This window comes from Pseudomonas sp. FW305-3-2-15-C-LB1 (genome assembly GCF_058787615.1).
In genome coordinates this window covers 123309-143208 of record NZ_JBYSZX010000001.1, presented here as the reverse complement: position 1 = coordinate 143208, position 19900 = coordinate 123309, and the positions used below count along the sequence as shown (strand labels likewise).

Here is a 19900-nt window from a genome sequence, read left to right as displayed (position 1 = left end):
GGTCAGACGTGTTGAAGAAAACCCTGTTCCAGTTGCACTGGTTCTTCGGCATCACTGCCGGGCTGGTGCTGGCCTTGATGGGGATCAGCGGGGCTGCGGTCTCGTTTCAGGATGAAATACTGCGGGCGCTCAACCCCAGCGTGCTGACCGTGGAAAAACGCGAAGCCGGTGTGCTGCCGCCCGCCGAACTGGTGCGCAAGCTGGAGGCCACCGAAGGCCAGACCGTGGCCATGCTGTTCGTCGAAAGCGAAAGCGGCAACGCCGCCCGCGTGTTCTTCACCGCGCCGCCCGGCGAGCGCCGTGGCCAACTGCGCTATTTCGATCCCTACACCGGCGACTACATGGGCGACGTGCTCGGCCAGGATGTCTTCGGCTTTCTGCTGCAGTTCCACCGTTTCCTGGTGATGGGCGATACCGGGCGCAACATCACCGGCGCGTGCACGCTGATCCTGGTGTTCTTCTGCCTCTCCGGCCTGTACCTGCGCTGGCCGCGCCAGGTGGCGAGCTGGCGGGCCTGGCTGACGCTGGACTGGCGCAAAAAGGGCCGTGCCTTCAACTGGGACCTGCACTCGGTGTTCGGCACCTGGTGCCTGCTGGCTTACCTGCTGTCGGCGTTGACCGGCTTGTATTGGTCCTACGACTGGTACAGCCAGGGCCTGACCAAGCTGTTGTCCGACGCCCCGCAAAACGAACGGGTGCGCAAGCGCGGCCCGGCGCCCGAGGGTGCGGCGCCGGTGGCCAACTACGATGCGATCTGGAGCAGCATCTACAGCAACGCCGGCCCAGGCTTGAGCGCCTATAACATCCGCATGCCAGCGGTCGCCGGGCAACCGGCCATCGTCTACTACCTGTTGAAAAACTCGCCCCATGACCGGGCGCTGAACCAGATCAACCTCGACCCGGCCACCGGCGAGGTCAAGTCCCACGACCAGTACGCCAGCAAAAGCCTCGGTTCCAGACTGCTGACCAGCGTCTATGCGCTGCACACCGGCAGTTACTTCGGCTTGATCGGGCGGATTGTCCTCACGCTCAGCTCGGTGCTGATGCCGCTGTTCTTCATCACCGGCTGGCTGCTGTACCTGGACCGCCGGCGTAAAAAACGCCAGGTGCGAGAGGCGCGCAAAGGCCTCACAAGCAACCCCAGTAACGCCCCGGCCTGGCTGATCGGTTTTGCCAGCCAGAGCGGTTTCGCCGAACAGCTTGCCTGGCAAACGGCCGGGCAATTGCAGGCCGCCGGCCTGCCGGTGAAGGTGCTGCCCCTGGGCAGCGTCAGCCAGGACGACCTGCGCCAGTCGGAAAACGCGCTGTTTGTGGTCAGCACCTTCGGCGACGGCGAAGCGCCTGACAATGCCCGTGGTTTCGAGCGCAGCGTGCTCGCCCAGGACCTGTCCCTCAAGGGCCTGAACTACTCGGTGCTGGCCCTGGGTGATCGCCAGTACGAACATTTCTGCGGCTTTGCCCGCCGCTTGCATTTCTGGCTGACCCATCAGGGCGGCAACCCACTGTTTGCGCCCGTGGAAGTGGACAGCGGCGACACCACCGCCCTGCTCCACTGGCAACAACAACTCGGCCAACTGACCGGCCACGCCCCGGCATCCGCCTGGCCGACGGCCCAGTATGAAAACTGGACGCTCAGCCACCGCTCATTGCTCAACCGCGACAGCAGCGGCTCGGACGTCTACCTGCTGGGCCTCACCTCACCGTCGCCACAAAGCTGGCAAGCCGGCGACCTGGTGGAAGTGCTGCCACGCAATTGCCCGTGGGCCATCGAACACTTCCTCGAAGGCCTGGGCCTGGCCGGCAGTGACAGCGTATTGATCGACGGCATGGCGCATACGCTCGACCAGGCCCTGGCCACCCGCCAGTTGCCGACCCATCGCGCGCACCTGGTCGGCCTGCACGCCCAGGCGCTGGTGGACGCGTTGGTGCCGCTGGGCATGCGCGAATACTCCATCGCCTCGATTGCCAGCGATGGCGTGCTGGAACTGATCGTGCGCCAGGAACGTCACCCCGACGGCAGCCTGGGCCTGGGCTCGGGCTGGCTGACCGAGTACGCCGCCCTCGGTTCGAGCATCAGCCTGCGTCTGCGCCGCAACAGTGCGTTCCACCTGCCACAGGCGCCGGTGCCGCTGATCCTGCTGGGCAACGGCACCGGCCTGGCGGGCCTGCGCAGTCTGCTCAAGGCCCGCATCGCCGACGGCCAGCAGCGCAACTGGCTGCTGTTTGGCGAGCGCAATATCAAGCATGACTTCCTGTGCCAGGACGAACTGCAAGGCTGGTTGGTCAGCGGCGATCTGGCGTTGCTCGACCTGGCGTTTTCCCGCGATCAGCAAGAGAAGATCTACGTGCAGGACCGCCTGCGCGAGTCAGCGGATGTGCTGCGTAAATGGCTGGCCGACGGCGCGGCGATTTATGTGTGCGGAAGCCTGCAGGGAATGGCGACGGGGGTGGACCAGGCGCTGGTGGACATCCTCGGCAGTGAAGCCGTGGCGCGGTTGATCGAGCAGGGGCGTTATCGCCGCGACGTGTACTGACCCCCTGAACGAATAACACTCAACCTGTGGGAGTGGGCTCGCCCCCTCCCACAATTTTTAATGCATTCCAATTCAGGTGGGCTGGAGTTTTTGTTCGAACACCGAGACGCCATCCAGGTCCCGCAGCACCACAGTCAACTCCGCCGTCTGCCCATCAATGTTCACCTCGCCAAAAAACTGAAACCCCGCCAGCGGCGAGGTGTTCTGCGCCGGCGGTGCCTTCTCGAACACCACTTCGGGGCCAAAGGTCTTGTCCAGCGGATTAGGCCCGAAACTCCCGGCGTTCAACGGCCCGGCGACAAACTCCCAGAACGGTTCGAAATCCTGGAACGCCGCACGATCCGGGTGGTAGTGATGCGCGGCGCAGTAGTGCACATCGGCGGTCAGCCACAGGTGGTTGCGCACGTTTTGCGCCCGTAGAAAGCCCAGCAGCTCGGCGATTTCCAATTCGCGGCCTTGCGGCGCACCGGGATCGTTGTTGGCGATGGCTTCCCAGCGCGGCACGCCGGGGCTGACTTCACCGTCGGGCACGCCGAGGCCGATGGGCATGTCGGCGGCGATGACTTTCCACTGCGCCTGGGAGCCCTTGAGTTCCCGCTTGAGCCAGTCCAATTGCGCACGCCCGAGGAAGGGTTTTTCGCCGCCGAGGTTGTCATCGTTGGGCCCGCGATAACTGCGCATATCCAGCACGAATACATCCAGCAGCGGACCGTAGCTGAGCTTGCGATAAATCCGCCCGCCGCCGTCCGCTGCCTGGCGGCGCATCGGTGAGTATTCCAGCCACGCCTGGCGCGCACGGCCGACCAGGGTATTGATGTCCTTGACCCGGTAACGCTCATCCAACTGCTTGCTCGGCGACCAGTTGTTCACCACTTCATGGTCGTCCCACTGCCAGATCTGCGGCACCTCGGCGTTGAAGCGGCGCACGTTTTCATCCATCAGGTTGTAGCGGTAATTGCCGCGATACTCTTCCAGGGTTTCAGCGACTTTACTCTTGGCCTCCGTGGTGATGTTGCGCCAGATGCGCCCGTCTTCGACGGTGAGCTGCGCGGGCACCGGGCCGTCGGCATAGATGGTGTCGCCACTGTGGATAAAAAAGTCCGGCAGACGCAGGCGCATGGCTTCGTAGATACGCATGCCGCCGATGTCCGGGTTGATGCCGAAGCCTTGGCCGACGGTGTCGCCGCTCCACACAAAACGAATGTCACGGCGCTGTTGCGGCACGCTGCGCAGATGGCCGAACCAGGGTTCGCTGGCGATGCCGGTCTGGGCGTCCTCGAAGTGCACGCGGTAGAAGATCGCCTGGTCGACAGGCAGCCCGGTGAGCTCGACGCGGGCGGTGAAGTCGCTGCGCTGGTCGGCCAGCGGCGAAACAAAACGACGAGGGTTGCTGAACACGCTGCGGGTGTCCCACTCCACCACCATCTTGGCCGGGCGGTCGCTGCGGCTCCAGATCATGGCGCGGTCGCCGAGCAGGTCGCCGGACTGCACGCCATCGGTGAGCTGCGGCCGGTCCTTGACCGAAGCGATCACCGCCGGCGCCAGGCCCGGCAACAACAGGCCGGCGCCGACGGCTTGCATCACGCGGCGGCGGCCGAGATCGAAGTGGCTCATGCAGATGCCCTCTTGAGTATCAAAAGGGCCACTAAAGCACGCCCCGATGAAGCAGAGATGACACCTATACAGCGATCAACGGTGGGAGGGGGCTTGCCCCCGATGGCAGAGTGTCAGCCAGCACATTTATGGCTGACCCACCGCTATCGGGGGCAAGCCCCCTCCCACATTTTCAGCACCGCGTCAGACGGTCACAGTCAGTTCTTGCGCTTCGGGGCGTTTGATCAACGCATAGACCAGGCCGGTCAGCAGGCTGCCGGCGACAATCGCCAGCAGATACGGCAATGCATGGTTCATCGCATTCGGGATCACCAGCACAAACAGGCCACCATGGGGCGCCGCCAGTACGCAGCCGAAGTACATGGACAGGGCACCGGTCAATGCACCGCCGGCGATACTGGCCGGAATCACGCGCAACGGGTCCTTCGCGGCAAACGGGATCGCGCCTTCGGAAATGAAGCACAAGCCGAGGATCATCGCCGCCTTGCCCGCTTCGCGTTCGGTCTGGGCGAACTTGCGGCGTGCCAGGAACGTGGCGATGCCCATGCCGATCGGCGGCACCATGCCGGCCGCCATGGTCGCGGCCATCGGCGCGCCGCTGTGGGCCGCCAGCAGGCCGACGGAAAATGCGTAGGCCGCCTTGTTGATCGGCCCGCCCAGGTCGACACACATCATGCCGCCCAGCAGGATGCCCAGCAGTACCGCATTGGTCGTGCCCATGGTGCTGAGAAAATCAGTCAGCCCCACCAGCATGCGCGCGACCGGCGGCCCCACCAGGTAGATCATCGCCAGGCCGGTGAACAGACTCGCCAGCAACGGGATGATCAGGATCGGCTTGAGCGCCTCCAGGCTCTGCGGCAATTTCACTGCGCGGGTGATCAACTTGACGCAATAGCCCGCGAGGAAACCGGCGAAGATGCCACCGATAAATCCTGCACCCAGGGTGCCGGCCAGCAGGCCGCCAATCATGCCCGGCGCGATGCCCGGACGGTCGGCAATCGAGTAGGCGATGTAGCCCGCCAGCAGCGGCACCATCAGCATGAAGGCGCGGTCGCCGACGGTTTTCAGCGCAGCCGCCAGGGTGCCTTCCTGTTCAAAGGCGTGAATGCCGAACACGAACGACAAGGCGATCAACAACCCACCTGCCACCACCATCGGCAACATGAACGACACACCGGTGAGCAGGTGTTTGTACACGCCGGTTTTTTCCGGCTTGGCCACCGCGCCGCTGGCCGCGCTTTCCACCGCACCTTCGGCAAGGGCCTTGTTGAGGGTGGCTTCGGACTGCTTGAGCGCAATACCGGTGCCGCACCGGTAGATCTTCTTGCCGGCGAAGCGCTCGGTGGCGACTTCGATATCGGCAGCCAACAACACCACATCGGCATTGGCGATTGCTTCGGCGCTCAATGGCGTACGGGCACCGACCGAGCCCTGGGTTTCGACCTGCAAGTCATAACCCAGGCGCTTGGCTGTCTGCTGCAAGGCTTCGGCAGCCATGAAGGTATGGGCGACGCCGGTCGGGCAGGCGGTGATCGCAACGATGCGCGGCGCGTTCCTGGCCGGGGCTTCAGCCGCGACATACACCTGCGCCTCTTCGGCGCCACGACGCAATACGGCGTCGACATCCGCCAACGCCTGGGCCGGTGTGCTCTGGAACACGCGCTTGCCGACAAAGCGCTGCATATCCACCGGGGTGCTGCTGACCAGCAACACCCATTCGGCGTCGTCGATGACCGACTGGGACAATTGGCGCTCCGGGCGCTGCACATCCACCACTTCAACGCTGGTACTCCAGCCCTGGCGCTGCGCGGCGGCGTCCAACAAGCGGGCGCACAGCACACTGGTGACCATGCCGTTCGGGCAGGCAGTAACAATGGCTAACTTCATCACAAACCCTCTTATTGTTCTGTCAGCGTGCGCACGTGGACGCCGCTTTCGAGGCGCGCCAACTGCGCGTCATCGCTGATGCCAAAACCGATCTGCGTCACGGCCATGGCGGCAATTGCCGTGGCACGGCGCAAGGTCTGTTCCGGGGTATCGCCGCTGAGCAGGCCGTGCAGCATGCCGGCCAGCAGCGAGTCACCGGCACCGACGGTACTGGCCACCGTCACCTTTGGCGGCGTGGCCTGCAACGCCGCGCCTGGGCGGTACCAAGTGACGCCGGCAGCGCCATCGGAAACCACCACATGTTCCACGCCTTGCCGATGCAGTTGGCTGATTGCATCCGGGGCATGACCCAGGGCATCGGCCAGTTCTTCAGTGTTGGGCTTGACCATCCACGGACCTGCCTTCAAACCGGCGCGCAGTGCTTCGCCGCTGGTGTCCAGGGCGACTTTCAACCCGAGGTTTTTCAGTTGCTCCAACAGCCCCTGGAACCACTGCGGTCTGATGCCACGCGGCAGGCTGCCGGCCACCACCACCGCATCGAATTGCGCACCGATGTCGGCGATGCGCTTGAGCAGCGCGGCTTGCGCCGCGTCACTGACCACCGGCCCCGGCGCATTGATATCGGTGACCCGGCCGTCCTGTTCGGCAATCTTGATATTGCTGCGGGTTTCGCCCGGCACGCGAATGAACGCGTCACCAAACCCACGGCGGGCGATGAGTGCCTCGAAGGCCTGGGGGTTCGCCTCGCCGAGGAAACCGCCCACGCTCACCTGATGGCCCAAATCCGCCAGCACCTGCGCCACATTCACACCCTTGCCGGCGGCATGGGTCAGCAGGGTTTCGCTGCGGTTCACTTCACCCGGTTCCAGGTGCGCCAGGCGCACCGTCAGGTCCAACGCCGGGTTCAGCGTCAGGGTCAGAATCCTTGCCATCTACACGGCCTCCACTAGGGCACGCACTTCGGCGGGCGAGCCCACCGCCAGTGCTTGTTGCGCCAGGCCCCGGGCCTCGCTCAGACTGAATTCACGCACCCGCGCCTTCACTTCCGGAATGCTGCGGGCCGACACGCTCAACTCATCCACACCCAGGCCGATCAGCACCGGCACCGCCAGCGGGTCCGCCGCCAGCTCGCCGCACACTCCGACCCATTTGCCATGGGCATGGGCGGCGCGCACGGTGATGTCGATCAGTTGCAGCACCGCCGGGTGCAGGCCATCGGCCTGGGCGGACAAGGTGGGGTGACCACGGTCGATGGCCAGGGTGTACTGGGTCAGGTCGTTGGTGCCGACGCTGAAGAAATCCACTTCCTTGGCCAACACCGGCGCGAGCAAGGCCGCCGAGGGCACTTCGATCATGATCCCCAGTTGCAGGTCCGCCACCGGGATTTCCAGGCGCAGGCGCTCGGTCATATCACGGGCGGCACGCCATTCGTCGACGCTGCCGACCATGGGGAACATGATGCGCAGCGGGCGGCTATCGGCGGACCGTAACAGCGCGCGCAATTGTGCTTCCATGATCTGCGGGCGTTGCAGGGTGAGACGGATGCCGCGCACGCCAAGGAAGGGGTTTTCTTCCTCGGCAATCGGCCAATACGGCAACGGTTTGTCGCCGCCCACATCGAGAGTACGCACCACCAGCGGGCGACCGCCAAGACCGTCGAGCACGCGGCGGTATTCGGCCTCCTGGGTGGCTTCGTCCGGCGCCTGCGGGTGGGCCATGAAAATCAGTTCGGTGCGCAGCAGGCCGATGCCTTCGGCGCCCTGCTCCACCGCGCCGGCAACCCCAGCGCTTTCGCCGATATTGGCGAACACTTCCACGGCATGGCCGTCGCGGGTCAGCGCCGGTTCATGGCGTTGCGCCGAAGCGGCTTGCAGGCGTTGTTCGCGGGTGTCGCGCTCGACCGTGGCGCGTTGCAGGGTGGCGGCGTCGGGGTCGACATGCAGGCGACCGCGCTGGCCATCCAGCAGCAAGGAGGTGCCGGAGGCCAGCAGCAACACCGCCGGGCCGGCGCCGACCAGCGCCGGGATACCGAGGGCACGGGCGACGATGGCGCTGTGGGCCGTCGCGCCACCTCGGGCGGTGAGGATGCCGGCGACGCGCGCGGGATCAAGACGCGCCACGTCCGACGGACCGACCTCGTCCATCACCAGAATGTAGGGCTCGCTCGGCTCCTGGGCGGTTTCGACGCCGCACAGTTGCGCCAATACACGGCGGCCGATGTCACGCAGGTCGGCGGCGCGCTCGGCGAGCAAGGCGTCCTGCAACGATTCCTGCTGCCGGGCGGCCGCTTCGATCACACTCATCCACGCGGCTTCGGCGCTCTCGCCTTGCTTGAGGCGGGTGTCGACTTCGTCGGTGAGTTCCGGGTCGTCGAGCATTTCCTGGTGGGTGATGAAAATCTCGCGGATCGCCTTGGAAGGGTTGCGTTCGATCAGGCCCTGGATGTCGCGGCGCACTTCGCCCAGGGCGCTGTGCAGGCGCTGGCGCTCAATAGCGGAGGACTCGCCGCGCAGGGGGTAATCGAACGTTTGCTGAACCTGGATATGCGCGGGGCCAATAGCGATGCCCGGTGCGGCGGCAATGGCCTGGACCTGGCTGCCGCTGGTCGGCGCACTGACAACCGGCTCGATATCCAGGGCTGCCGGTTGGGCGCTGACCGTCGGTAGCGGCTCGACCTCTTCACCGAGGCCTTCCTCCACAGCGGCGAGCAACGCGGGCAGCGCATCGCCGGCAATCGTCGGCTCGGCGACAAACTCCAGCACCTGGCCACGCCGTGCGCCGAGGCTCAACAGCTTGCTCAGGCTTTTCACCGACACGGCGCCGACCGGGCCGTCAACGATGCGCACGCGGATGTCGCCGTCAAAACTTTTCGCCAACTGCGCGAGGATCTTCGCCGGGCGTGCATGCAGGCCATGGGCGTTGGCCAGGGTGACGCGGGCGCTGGGCCAGTCCGGAGGCAGTTCGCCGCCAAGCACTTCGAGCACGGCCCGGCTGCTGGTGGCGCGGCCCAGTTCCTGGCCGCGACCTTCGATGAGCAAGGCGCACAGGCGCTCCAACAGCGCTTGGTGGGCTTCACCGAGGCTGGCCAGACAGAACAGGCCATGGAGCGGCTGACCGAGGTAACGCATGGGCTTGTCCGGAGTGACAAACGCCAGGCCCGGGCGCTTGACGGTCTGTTCACTGTGCAACCACCACAGGCCATCGCCCAGGGGCAGCGCGTCAACCTGCTGCAACACGGCGGCGAAACCATTGCTCACACAATCGGCCTGGCGCAACAGGCGTGCGCCGCGCCAGACCAACTCTTCGAAGTCGTCGGCGGACACACCCAGGCTGATCATCTGCGCATCCAGCGCCAGTTCCTGCGGTGCGCCTTGCAGCAGTTTCAGCAGGACTTCGGCGCTTCCGGCACGGCGCAATGCCTGGCCCAGGTCGGTTTCACCAAGGGCACGGGTGAGCAGTTGCAACAGGCGCAGGTGTTCGTCGGATTTGGCGGCAATGCCAATGGCCAGGTACACGATCTGGCCGTCGCCCCAGTCCACCCCTTCGGGGAACTGCAGCAGGCGCACGCCGGTAGAGAACACCTGGTCGCGGGTTTCGGGGGTGCCGTGGGGGATGGCAATACCTTGACCGAGAAAGGTCGAGCCCTGGGCTTCACGGGCCTGCAAGCCACTGAGATAACCCTCGGCGACCAGGCCATCAGCCACCAGTTTGTCAGCGAGCAGGTGCAAGGCAGCAGATTTATCCACAGCCACCTGGCCCATGGAAATCTGCTCTACAGTGAGCTCAAGCATGCCGTTCTCCTAGTTAGTGCGATGACCGCACTAGGTATTGTTTTAAACAAACAGTGTAATGGGTGTGCATCAATAGCTGACTGAGCAGTCAGTTGACAGTAGCTACTCAGTCGCGAACGTCGTAAAAATACGCTGGCTGAAACGTTTAATCTAGAATTTATGGCAGATTACGCGTTAATTGCGCATCCTTGAACAACCACTCGGCACTTGAGCTGAGACATTAGTCGAGTGCTGGAATCGGTTACGATTGGACAAAATGTCGGGGCAAGCTCCAGAAAACAAGGAAATCCCGGTTTGAAACTCAGTGATATCGCCCGTCTGGCCGGTGTGTCCGTGACCACCGCCAGCTACGTCATCAACGGCAAGGCCGAACAGCAACGCATCAGCAACGCCACCGTCGAACGGGTGCGGGCTGTCGTCGAAGCCCATGGCTTTACTCCTAACCCACAGGCCGCCGGGCTGCGCAGTCGGCACACGCGCACGCTGGGTTTCATCCTGCCCGATCTGGAAAACCCCAGTTACGCACGCATCGCCAAGCTCCTGGAGCAAGGCGCACGGGCGCGGGGCTATCAGTTGCTGATCGCCAGCTCCGACGACGACGCCGACAGCGAACGCCAGTTGCTGCAACTGTTCCGCGCGCGGCGTTGTGATGCGCTGTTCGTCGCCAGTTGCCTGCCGGCCAGCGATGACAGTTATCGCGAGCTGCAAGCCAAGGGGTTGCCGGTGATTGCCATCGACCGGGTGATGGGTGCGGATCAGTTCTGTTCGGTGGTCAGCGACGACCGCCAGGCGTGCCAGCAATTGACCAGCAGCCTGCTGCAACCGTTGCCCAAGCAGATCGTGCTGATCGGCGCACGACCCGAGCTGAGCATCAGCCAGGAACGTGCCGCTGGTTTCCGTGAAGCCCTTGCCGGGTTCACCGGCGAGGTGATCGTTGAACACGCAGAAGCCTTCAGTCGCGATTGCGGCCGACAGTTGATGGAGCAACTTCTCCAGCGACTGGGGCATTTGCCTGACGCACTGGTGACCACGTCCTACGTGCTGCTGCAAGGCGTGTTCGACGCACTGCATGACTTCCCGCTCAAGTCGCGCCCGCTGCGCCTGGGAACCTTTGGTGATACCCAGTTGCTGGACTTCCTGCCGCTGCCGGTCAACGCCATGGCCCAGCAGCACCAACTGATCGCCGATACCGCCCTGCGCCTGGCGCTGGCGGCGATCGAAGAAGAACAGTATCAACCCGGCGTGCATGCCATCGGCCGGACGTTCAAGCAGCGTATTCACGAGGCTTGAGCGTGGAGCTGATCGACACCCATACGCACCTGGACTTCCCGGATTTCGACAGCGATCGCCGGGAAGTCCTCGCCCACAGCCGAGCGCTGGGCGTGCGGCGCATGGTGGTGTTGGGGGTGTATCAGCAGAATTGGCAAAGAGTGTGGGACCTGGTGCAAGCGGACGAAGGTTTGTTCGCCGCCTTTGGCCTGCACCCGGTGTACCTCGACGATCATCGCCCAACTGACCTGACGGCGTTGGGCGATTGGTTGATGCGCCTGCACGGCCATCGGCAACTGTGCGCCGTGGGGGAAATAGGCCTGGATTACTTCCTCGAACAACTGGACCGCGAACGCCAGCAAAGCCTGTTTGAAGCCCAACTCAAACTGGCCGTGGACGTCCAACTGCCGGCGTTGCTGCACGTGCGCCGCAGCCACGCCGCCGTGATCGCCACCCTCAAGCGCATCCGCCTGCCCCGCGCAGGCATCATCCATGCGTTTGCCGGCAGCCTCGAAGAGGCTCGCGAGTACATCAAGCTCGGCTTCAAATTGGGGTTGGGCGGCGCCCCCACCTGGCCCCAGGCCTTGCGCATGCACAAGGTGCTGGCGCAACTGCCGCTGGACGCGGTGGTGCTGGAAACCGACTCACCCGATATGGCGCCGGCCATGTTCCCGGGCCAACGCAACAGCCCCGAACACCTGCCGGCCATCTGCACCGCCCTGGCCGAGCGCATGGGCATCAGCCCGCTATCGTTGGCTGAGGCGAGCACACGCAATGCGTGCGAGCTGTTCAATTGGTAAGACTGGCGCGACCACTTGCAGATCCAACGTGATCCGCTGCCGGTAACGGGCATAGCGCAGCGCCAGGAAATGCACCAGCAGCACCAGCAGTGACACGTTGAACTGCCCGACTACCGTGATCAACCCCACCCATTCTGTGACCAGTGCCACGATCAGAACCATGCAGGTGAACACCGCCATGCTCGGCTGCACCAGCGCCCAATGCCCCAACAACTTGAACGCCCGCAATTGCCGAGGGCAACTCAACTGCAAAAACTGCTGGCAATACGGGCAATCGAAGGGCTCTTCGATGGCGATGGCATTCAACTGCCAAGGCTTGAGCTCAAACCTGATATCACAATGGGCGCAATGCCCTTTGATGCCGACCGCAATGGTCATCGCCGTGCTCCCTGAACTTGAATTTGTCTGAAACAAATTCTCACCCATTCACCCAGCCAGAAAAGACACCCACGGAAATCAGGACAAGCGCTACACCGGCAAGCAATACGCCCTACCTACATTTCCTACACTCGAAACGCACCGATCAATTGCTTCAACTCAATCACCTGCATCGACAGCTGCCGGCTCGCCGCTTCGGTCTGGTGTGCGCCCTGGGCCGCATGCTCGCCGGCGCGGTTGATTTCGACGATGTTCTGGTCAATGTCGTGGGCGACGGCGGTCTGTTGCTCCACGGCGGCGGCAATCTGCTGGTTCTGGTCGACGATCATGCCCACGGCGCCAAGAATATTTTCCAGTGCCTGCTGGACCTTTTCCGACTGCCCGACCGTGCCACTGGCCATGGAATGGCTGGTGCCCATGGTTTTCACGGCGGCTGCCACACCGCTGTGCAGGCGGCTGATCATCTGTTCGATTTCTTCAGTGGAATGCTGAGTGCGCCGGGCCAGGGTGCGCACCTCGTCGGCCACCACTGCAAAACCACGCCCCTGTTCACCGGCCCGCGCGGCTTCGATGGCCGCATTGAGTGCCAGCAGGTTGGTTTGCTCGGCAATGCTTTTGATCACCTCTAGTACGCTGCTGATGGACTGGCTGTCAGCGGCCAACTGGTTGATCACCCGTACCGACTCATCGATCTCCGAGGCCAGCCGCGCGATGCTGCCCTGCTGGGATTGCACCAGGCCACGGCCACTGACGGTTTCATCATTGACACTGTGTGCACTACTGACTGCCGCCGCCGCGCTGCGCGCGACTTCCTGGGCAGTGGACGACATCTGGTTCATGGCCGTTGCCACCTGCTCGATCTGGCTACGCTGCCCGGACACCGCCTGGTTGCTCTGAGCCGAGATCGTTTCCACCTGGCCGGCCTGGAGCTCGACCTGGCTGACGGTGTGCCCGACGCGCTCGATCAGGTCATGGATCTTCGCCACGGTGCCGTTGAACACCTGGCCCAGGTCGCCCAACTCATCGCGACTATGCGCAACAAAAGTGACGGTCATGTCGCCGGCCGCCACCTTGTCCATCATCGCCCCCAGGCGCCGCAGCGTGGTGCGGGTGGACGCGTAGAAACCGGCGTACAAATAGAAGATCAGCAAGAACACGGCGCTCAGGGCCGACACGAGCACCACCATGTGCGTGCGGTTTTGCGCCAGGCGTTGCTCCAACTGCTGTCCGAGGAACGCCAGGGTGGCGTCATCCAGCTGATAGGTCTGGGCCATCAACTGGCTGACGCCGTCGTAGAAACCCTGCCAGGGTGCGTCGAGGGTTTCGGCCATCACCACCTGCTCTTCAAACAACTCGCTGCCATGCTTGAGGCTGGCGTTGCTGGCCGTGGCGAGGTTGTCGAGTGCCGCGTGGGCTGCGGTACTGGAGCCCAGGGCATCCTGCAACTTCAGGCCATATTCGGCCTGGAGTTTTTCCAGTTGCTGTAAAAGCTCGTCAAACCGTGTGCTTGACGAAGAATTGAGAAAACCCTGGCCCAGGGAATACGCGCCCATCGCCCGGCCTTCGCCCAGGGCCTGGGTGACTTGCGGGGTGACGCTGGTGATCAGCTCGCCGAGTTGGCGCAGGTCACTCTGGGCGTCTCGGCTGAGCCCGGATTGGCTGGCGACGATCTGGCTGAGCATCTGCGCCTTGTTGAGCAACTTGCCGATCAATGCACTTTTGCTCAGCAGCGACGTTTCCTGTTGCTGGGTCTTGAAGGCCGAAATCAACTCGTCGCGCTTGGCATTGAAAGCCGCAATCTGCTCGGGCTCGGTGGCCATAGCGTTGAGGCCCTGCAGGCGGTTGAGCACGCTTTGTTCCAGGGCGCTGATCTTGCCGTCAAGATCGCCGGCCTTGCCGGACTGGCCGAGGGTGGCGTTGATCTGTACCTGGTTGTTGAGGGTTTCCAGATCGCGGCGCAGGGCCAGGCTGCTGCCAAGTAAATCGAGGCTTTGCAGTTCGACGCGAGTGCCCTGGAATTCACGCCATGAGTCACGCACCAAGTAATAGTTGGTTGCCAGCATCGGCAGCAGGAACAACACGCTGATCAGGCTGAACTTCATGCCGAAGCTCAGGCGATTCATCAAGGCGACGGCGGGATAGAGCAAGCTCTTCACAGGTGAACTCCCTTTCTTTTATTTTTATTGAGGTGCAGGGCGGCAGTTAGCCAGCATCTGTATAGCTCAATTTGAGAGGGAGTTTTGTAACTTAAGGTTAATGGTTGGGGGGCTGCTTCGCAGCCCAACGCGGGGCAAGCCCGCTCGCCACAAGCAAGCCCGCTTGCCACAGGCAAGACTGCTCACTGCGGCGAGCCGGCTTCTACAGGGTCAGGGTAGGACGGTCCAGATGGCGAAGCCGGCGTACCACAGCACCGCTGCGCGTAGCAGCAGTTCCCAGAGTCGGTCCAGGCTGTTGATGCCATCGGGACCGACCGCAGGGGGTGGGATTTCGGCGGCGACCAGGCCGACTTTTTCCACCAGTTGGGCGGCGCTGATGTCCCAGCTCAGCAGTTCATGGAGCATCACACGGCTGACCGCAACGAAATTTCCGACCAGGGCAAAGCTGGCGGCCAGCAGGCGTACCGGCAGCCAATCGAACGCGTGGCGCAGTTGCCCGGCCCGCTCGGCTACCAAAGGGTTTTTGCTGTGTTCACTGGCCAGTGCGAGCAGCCGATAAGCCAGTGCGGCAACCGGGCCCAGCAGGAAGTACCAGAAAATCACCGCGAAAAAACTCTGGTAGGCCTGCCATAACAGATGACCCTGGACGCGTTCGAGCAATTGCTCGCCACTGTCGGCGCTCAGGCTCAGGTCACGTTCGGTCACATGCTCGGCGGCCTGCAGGTCACCCCGTCGCCAGGCATCGCGGAACGGACCAAGCCCGGCAAGCAGGTCACCACGACCCAGGCTGTAGATCACCACCAACAGGTGCACCGGTAGCGCCAGCAGCCCGTACGCCACCGGCTCCAGCACCAGCAGCAACAGCGCCAGCAAGGCCACCGGCAACAACACCAGCAACGCCAGAATCAGCCAGGGCTGCTTGCCCATGCGCGGGCTCGATTCCAGCTTGGCCAGTTCGCGCAACCAACCACCATCTCGCTGCAACCGCTGGCGCAGGGCCGAAAACTTCTCGATCCATACAACCAGCACCAACACCAGAAAACTCATCGTGCGTGTCCTCCATCCTGCAGGGCGCTGCGAAAGCGCGTCCAATCAAAAGCGGGGCCGGGATCGGTCTTGCGCCCCGGAGCGATATCGCTGTGACCACAAATGCGCTCGGGGGTGATGCCTGGGTAAGCCACCAGCAACTGGCGGGTCAGGTCGATCAGTGCGGCATATTGAGCGTCGGTGAACGGCAGATCATCCGTGCCCTCCAGCTCTATCCCCAGGGAAAAATCATTGCAGGTGTCCCGCCCCTCGAAATACGACACCCCGGCGTGCCAGGCACGGTGGATGCAGGATACAAACTGCGTCACAGCGCCATCACGCTCAATCAGAAAATGCGCTGATACCCGTAGGTCGGCAATCCCTTCAAAGTAGGGATGTTCCGTGACATCCAGGCGGTTCTGGAAAAATTCCTGCACTTTGCCGGTGGCGAACTGCGCCGGTGGCAGGCTGATGTTATGCACCACCAACAATGAGATTTCGCCGGCGGGGCGCTCGTTGAAGTTGGGCGACGGGCAATGACGGATGCCCTGGCACCAACCGCTGGTGGGGTCCAACTGCATACAGGTTCCTTGAACGATACAAAGTGTGACCAGTATGCCGCGTTAGACCCTCCGGTTGCGATCACTTGCCGCGATTGAGTTGACGCAGCTTGTCCACCACAGCAGTCAGGGCGCGCTCGAACAGGGGCCCGTCTTCCAGCGTGTGCAGTGCGCCACGCTTGAACGCCATTGCCAGTTGGCCCGCGCTCTTTTCCAACACCTTGAGCCCCGTGCGGCTGATGAACACATAAGTGTTGGCCGGCACCATGATCGCTGTCAGCTTGCAGCGCAGCGTGCTGGCCTGGCCTTCCTGGAAGAGTACCCAGTCGCCCACCTTGAGTTGGAGAGCCTTGTACAGGTCAGGATCGTTACCCGGCAGCTCGGTGACCGGGTCGGGTGACGCCGTACTCAGCACAAATGGCTCACGCACCTCGATCAGCTCATCAACGCCTTCAGGTGCCTGGATATGCAACGCCTGCAAGCGCACAAAGAATTCTCGGGTGCTGAAGGGGTCGAACGCCGCGCTGGTCAAACCGTCGCGCAAGGCCTTGAGCAAACCCGGCAGTTGGTCCAGCAAACGTCGCCCGGCCTCGGTGTCCTGCTGCAGGCCGACGCTCCAGATCAACTCGTCCATGGTGCGCAGCCCAGCTTGCCATTGCACTGACTGCTCGCCGTGCTTGAGGCTCGCCAGCAGCAACACCTGGCTCCAGGCCTGTTGGAGGAACTGCACCACAGGACGCGGCAGGACCTTGCCCAACAGCCGTTTATTCAGCACATCAGCCACACGCTGGCGGGCGGCTTCAGTGCGCACACGCCCGGCTTCGGCATCGCGGGTGTGCTGTTCGAGCAAGTCGCTGCGCCGACGTTCCTCGGCGGCAAACGCGCTGAACTCGGCGAGCAATTGAGAAAAAATCGCCGGATCTTCGACAAATTCGTTGAGCAGGCGCTGCACCACTTGCTCGATGCGCAGGTAGAGAGGGTCGCATGCCTGGCTATCACACGGGCTGCAGCCCATGGCGACGGTCGCGACTTCATTGAGCAGGCGCCGCGCAGGATGGCTGGCGCGACTGAAAAAACTCTTGTCCAGCAACGCCACTTTCAGCAGAGGGATCTGCAAGCGGCCGATCAGGGCCTTGAAGGCATCGGGCACGGTACGATCATTGAGGATGAACTCAAACAGCAGCGCGACCAGATTGATCACGTCTTCGTCCGCGTCCTCCACCACCCGCGACTTACCACTCTTGACGCTGACACGGGTGAGCAATTGTTCAAGCTGGCTGCGCAGGTCGAAATCGTCCTCCGACTCAGGCTCCGGCACGTACTGCTGCAAATGGGAGAGCAGGCGCAGCAGGTCCTGGGTGGAAATGGGCAACGGCTCGGCGCTGGCCTCAAGCGTCGGCGCCACGCTGCCACGCACCGCCGTCAGCAACGGCTGAAGCGCGGCGAAGGCTTCCTGGCCATTTTCGTCACCGGACCGGTCGGCGACTGGCGAAATTGCTTCGCGCGGATGCTCGGGTGCCGCACGCCCATCGATGCGCCGTGACGGTACGGCCTTGAGTTCAGGCAAGACGCCGGTTGCGACCAGCAGTTGATTGGCTTCACCGTATAGCTGGTCGGCGTCACTGAGCACGTATTTTTCAAAGAGCTTGAGCATGACCAGTTTGACGCGGATCTCCACGCCCAGGCTGCGCCCCGCCCGCAGGAAAAACTCACACAGCAGCGCCGGCCCCAGCGGGTTCTCACGATCATCCAGACGGTTGCCCAGTAAAGCGCTCAAGCGTGCCGTAAGTTGTGCAAGAGCCAGGCCGTCACGGTGGCGCACCCGACCCAACATGGCTTCAAGCGCCACGGCTTTTTCCAGGTCGTCCCTGGTCGAACCGGGCACGCCGTCGTAGGAAACCACCGGCACCAGTTGCAGCTCGCCCCGCCCTGCCTGGCCCAGACTGGCAAAAGCGTCGAAAAGACGCTCCATGAACACACGTTCGAAATTCTTGCGCTTGAGGCGCAGATCACGCATGGCTTCAAAGAAAATATGGTGATCGAGGTTGTTGCGCGCCTTGTCGGCCATTTCGAACAGTGTGTCGTCGGCGTTATCGAACAGCTCCTGCAACCCTTGCTGCAACTGTTGCGCCGCTTTGTCGCGAACCTGCAGCAACACCACCGGCAGTCGGGCGAGCGGCGATGGCGTGGCATGCGCCTTCTTGATTGGCACCACCTTTCCGTCATTGTGCATCCTGGCCTCCTGAAACGGCGGTATTGGGCGAGACGTCAAAGCTATGACGCCAATTGCAAGGCGCGAGATTATCTTGCAAACAAGGGGGTTTGCGCCAGCACACTCTGTCATTTGGCGGTAAATGAGCAGGTCGCTGGGTTCAGACGCGCACTGCCCCTATAATCGGGGCACTTTGTCTGTGGAGCCTGTTATGCCGAACCTCCGTCTTGCCGACCTCACCGCCGAAATCGAAGCCAACGTGCGCCGCGCACTGCTGGAAGACATCGGCAGCGGCGACATCACTGCGCAGTTGATCCCGGCCGAACGGCTGGCCACGGCCACCATCATCACCCGCGATGCCGCAGTGATCGCCGGCACCGCCTGGGTGGATGCGGTGTTCCGCCAGCTGGACCCACGGGTAGCCGTGCATTGGCAGGTGGCCGATGGCGAACGCGTCAGCCCCAACCAGGTGCTGTTCCACCTTGAAGGCCCGGCGCGCTCGCTGCTCAGCGGCGAACGCTGCGCACTGAATTTCCTGCAACTGCTGTCCGGCGTCGCCACGCGTGCCCAATTTCTGGCGGACTTTGTTTCCAGCACCCAGGTCAAGCTGCTGGATACCCGCAAAACCCTGCCGGGCCTGCGCCTGGCGCAGAAGTACGCAGTGACCTGCGGCGGCTGCCACAACCACCGCATTGGTTTGTATGACGCTTTTTTGATCAAGGAAAACCATATCGCGGCCAGCGGCGGCATTGCCCAGGCGATTGCGGCCGCACACCGGATCGCACCCGGCAAGCCGGTGGAAATCGAAGTGGAAAGCCTGGATGAACTGCGCGAAGCCCTGGCCGCAGGTGCGGACATCGTCATGCTGGATGAATTGAGCCTGGAAGACATGCGTGAAGCCGTGCGCCTGAACGGCGGCCAGGCCAAGCTGGAAGCCAGCGGCGGGATCAATGAAGACACCCTGTTGCCCATCGCGGAGACAGGGGTGGACTACATCTCGATTGGCGCGATGACCAAGGATGTGAAGGCGGTGGATTTGTCGATGCGCCTGAGTATCTAGACCGTTGCAAGCGGTAGTGAGCGGGGGCAGCCCGCTCACTCACACTTCAGACTACAAGGTCATTCATCTCGCAGTACTCTTCCCATTCGACACCCAGCACTTCGGCCGCCTCTTTGTGCAAGGCCAGTCGTGCCGCTTCGAATTCTTCCGGTGTCGAGGTGTACTTGAGGGTCAGCTCCCAAGGCTGATAGCCCTGGCTCTCGGCTTCATCCTCGAATGCCCACTGGATCTGGTCGCGCTGATCATCGGCGCTCAGGTCCTTGATCTCTTCTTTAAGCTGCGGCGATTCCTCGAGGTATTTTTCGAGGGCTGCTTGATGCCGAACTTCCTGGGTCATTTCAGTCGTGGTCATGTTGTTCTCTTAGATCGAGGAATGGGGATGCATCTGGGTCATCAAGGTTGCGCAGATACAAAAGAGCAGGCTCAAATGCCGGCTCGTCTGGCCTTCAGAACCATTCTGGGATCATCTGAAAACGGTGTTGCCATGGTGCCTTTTTGCCCGAGACAGGAATCGAACCTGCGACCTTCGCGTTACGAGTGCGCTGCTCTACCGACTGAGCTACACGGGCGGTGGGCTAAAGCTAGCACTGCATTGGGAGTCCGGCAACTTGCG

General features: G+C 62.9%; 14 protein-coding genes and 1 tRNA gene. 4 read left to right on the top strand and 11 right to left on the bottom strand.

All coding sequences use genetic code 11. The annotated features are described in order from the left end of the window. Window positions 1-8: 8 nt before the first annotated feature. A complete protein-coding gene (locus AC3WP7_RS00730) occupies window positions 9-2534 on the top strand; it encodes a sulfite reductase flavoprotein subunit alpha (RefSeq protein WP_102591620.1) in 2526 nt (841 codons plus the stop codon). 72 nt (window positions 2535-2606) lie between these two features. Here AC3WP7_RS00730 and AC3WP7_RS00725 read toward each other — a convergent pair whose 3' ends face one another. From AC3WP7_RS00725 to ptsP, 4 genes are all read right to left on the bottom strand, one after another. Next, window positions 2607-4148, bottom strand: a complete 1542-nt coding sequence (locus tag AC3WP7_RS00725; protein WP_093119903.1) for an alkaline phosphatase D family protein — start codon at window positions 4146-4148, stop codon at window positions 2607-2609. Window positions 4149-4331: 183 nt separating this feature from the next. Then, window positions 4332-6035 carry a PTS fructose-like transporter subunit IIB gene (locus AC3WP7_RS00720; protein ID WP_071491095.1) on the bottom strand — a complete coding sequence of 568 codons (1704 nt, stop codon included), beginning with the start codon at window positions 6033-6035 and terminating at the stop codon, window positions 4332-4334. 11 nt (window positions 6036-6046) lie between these two features. After that, on the bottom strand, window positions 6047-6967 hold the full coding sequence (gene pfkB / locus AC3WP7_RS00715; RefSeq protein ID WP_102591621.1) for a 1-phosphofructokinase: 921 nt from the start codon (window positions 6965-6967) through the stop codon (window positions 6047-6049). Further along, window positions 6968-9826, bottom strand: coding sequence for a phosphoenolpyruvate--protein phosphotransferase (ptsP, locus tag AC3WP7_RS00710; RefSeq protein WP_102591622.1), 2859 nt, complete (start codon window positions 9824-9826; stop codon window positions 6968-6970). 294 nt (window positions 9827-10120) lie between these two features. On the opposite strand from ptsP, the gene cra reads away from it, so the two are divergent. After that, a complete protein-coding gene (cra, locus tag AC3WP7_RS00705; protein WP_071491092.1) occupies window positions 10121-11116 on the top strand; it encodes a catabolite repressor/activator in 996 nt (331 codons plus the stop codon). A 2-nt stretch (window positions 11117-11118) separates the two neighbouring features. Then, window positions 11119-11895 carry a TatD family hydrolase gene (locus AC3WP7_RS00700; protein WP_102591623.1) on the top strand — a complete coding sequence of 259 codons (777 nt, stop codon included), beginning with the start codon at window positions 11119-11121 and terminating at the stop codon, window positions 11893-11895. Here the strand turns inward: AC3WP7_RS00700 and AC3WP7_RS00695 are convergent. From AC3WP7_RS00695 to AC3WP7_RS00675, 5 genes are all read right to left on the bottom strand, one after another. Then, window positions 11842-12273, bottom strand: coding sequence for a hypothetical protein (locus AC3WP7_RS00695; RefSeq protein ID WP_092240664.1), 432 nt, complete (start codon window positions 12271-12273; stop codon window positions 11842-11844). The genes AC3WP7_RS00700 and AC3WP7_RS00695 overlap by 54 nt on opposite strands. A gap of 125 nt (window positions 12274-12398) precedes the next feature. Then, on the bottom strand, window positions 12399-13103 hold the full coding sequence (locus AC3WP7_RS00690) for a methyl-accepting chemotaxis protein (protein WP_371918696.1): 705 nt from the start codon (window positions 13101-13103) through the stop codon (window positions 12399-12401). A 1536-nt stretch (window positions 13104-14639) separates the two neighbouring features. Further along, entirely contained in the window at window positions 14640-15476 is an 837-nt protein-coding gene (gene ampE, locus AC3WP7_RS00685; RefSeq protein WP_102591625.1) for a regulatory signaling modulator protein AmpE, read from the bottom strand. Further along, window positions 15473-16036: a 1,6-anhydro-N-acetylmuramyl-L-alanine amidase AmpD gene (gene ampD, locus AC3WP7_RS00680; RefSeq protein WP_071491087.1), complete on the bottom strand. Its 564-nt coding sequence runs from the start codon at window positions 16034-16036 to the stop codon at window positions 15473-15475. Before ampD ends, ampE begins: the two co-directional genes overlap by 4 nt. Window positions 16037-16097: 61 nt before the next feature. After that, on the bottom strand, window positions 16098-18248 hold the full coding sequence (locus AC3WP7_RS00675) for a DUF1631 domain-containing protein (protein ID WP_102591626.1): 2151 nt from the start codon (window positions 18246-18248) through the stop codon (window positions 16098-16100). Between the two features lie 190 nt (window positions 18249-18438). Here AC3WP7_RS00675 and nadC point away from each other — a divergent pair, with 190 nt between their 5' ends. Then, window positions 18439-19287, top strand: a complete 849-nt coding sequence (gene nadC, locus AC3WP7_RS00670) for a carboxylating nicotinate-nucleotide diphosphorylase (RefSeq protein ID WP_093119916.1) — start codon at window positions 18439-18441, stop codon at window positions 19285-19287. Between the two features lie 46 nt (window positions 19288-19333). On the opposite strand, the gene AC3WP7_RS00665 is transcribed toward nadC, so the two are convergent. Both AC3WP7_RS00665 and AC3WP7_RS00660 read right to left on the bottom strand, forming a co-directional pair. Beyond that, the gene (locus AC3WP7_RS00665; protein WP_033903347.1) at window positions 19334-19639 is read right to left on the bottom strand and encodes a DUF6388 family protein; all 306 of its coding nucleotides are present in this window, start codon (window positions 19637-19639) and stop codon (window positions 19334-19336) included. A 144-nt stretch (window positions 19640-19783) separates the two neighbouring features. After that, a tRNA-Thr gene (locus tag AC3WP7_RS00660) sits at window positions 19784-19856 on the bottom strand. Window positions 19857-19900: the final 44 nt, after the last annotated feature.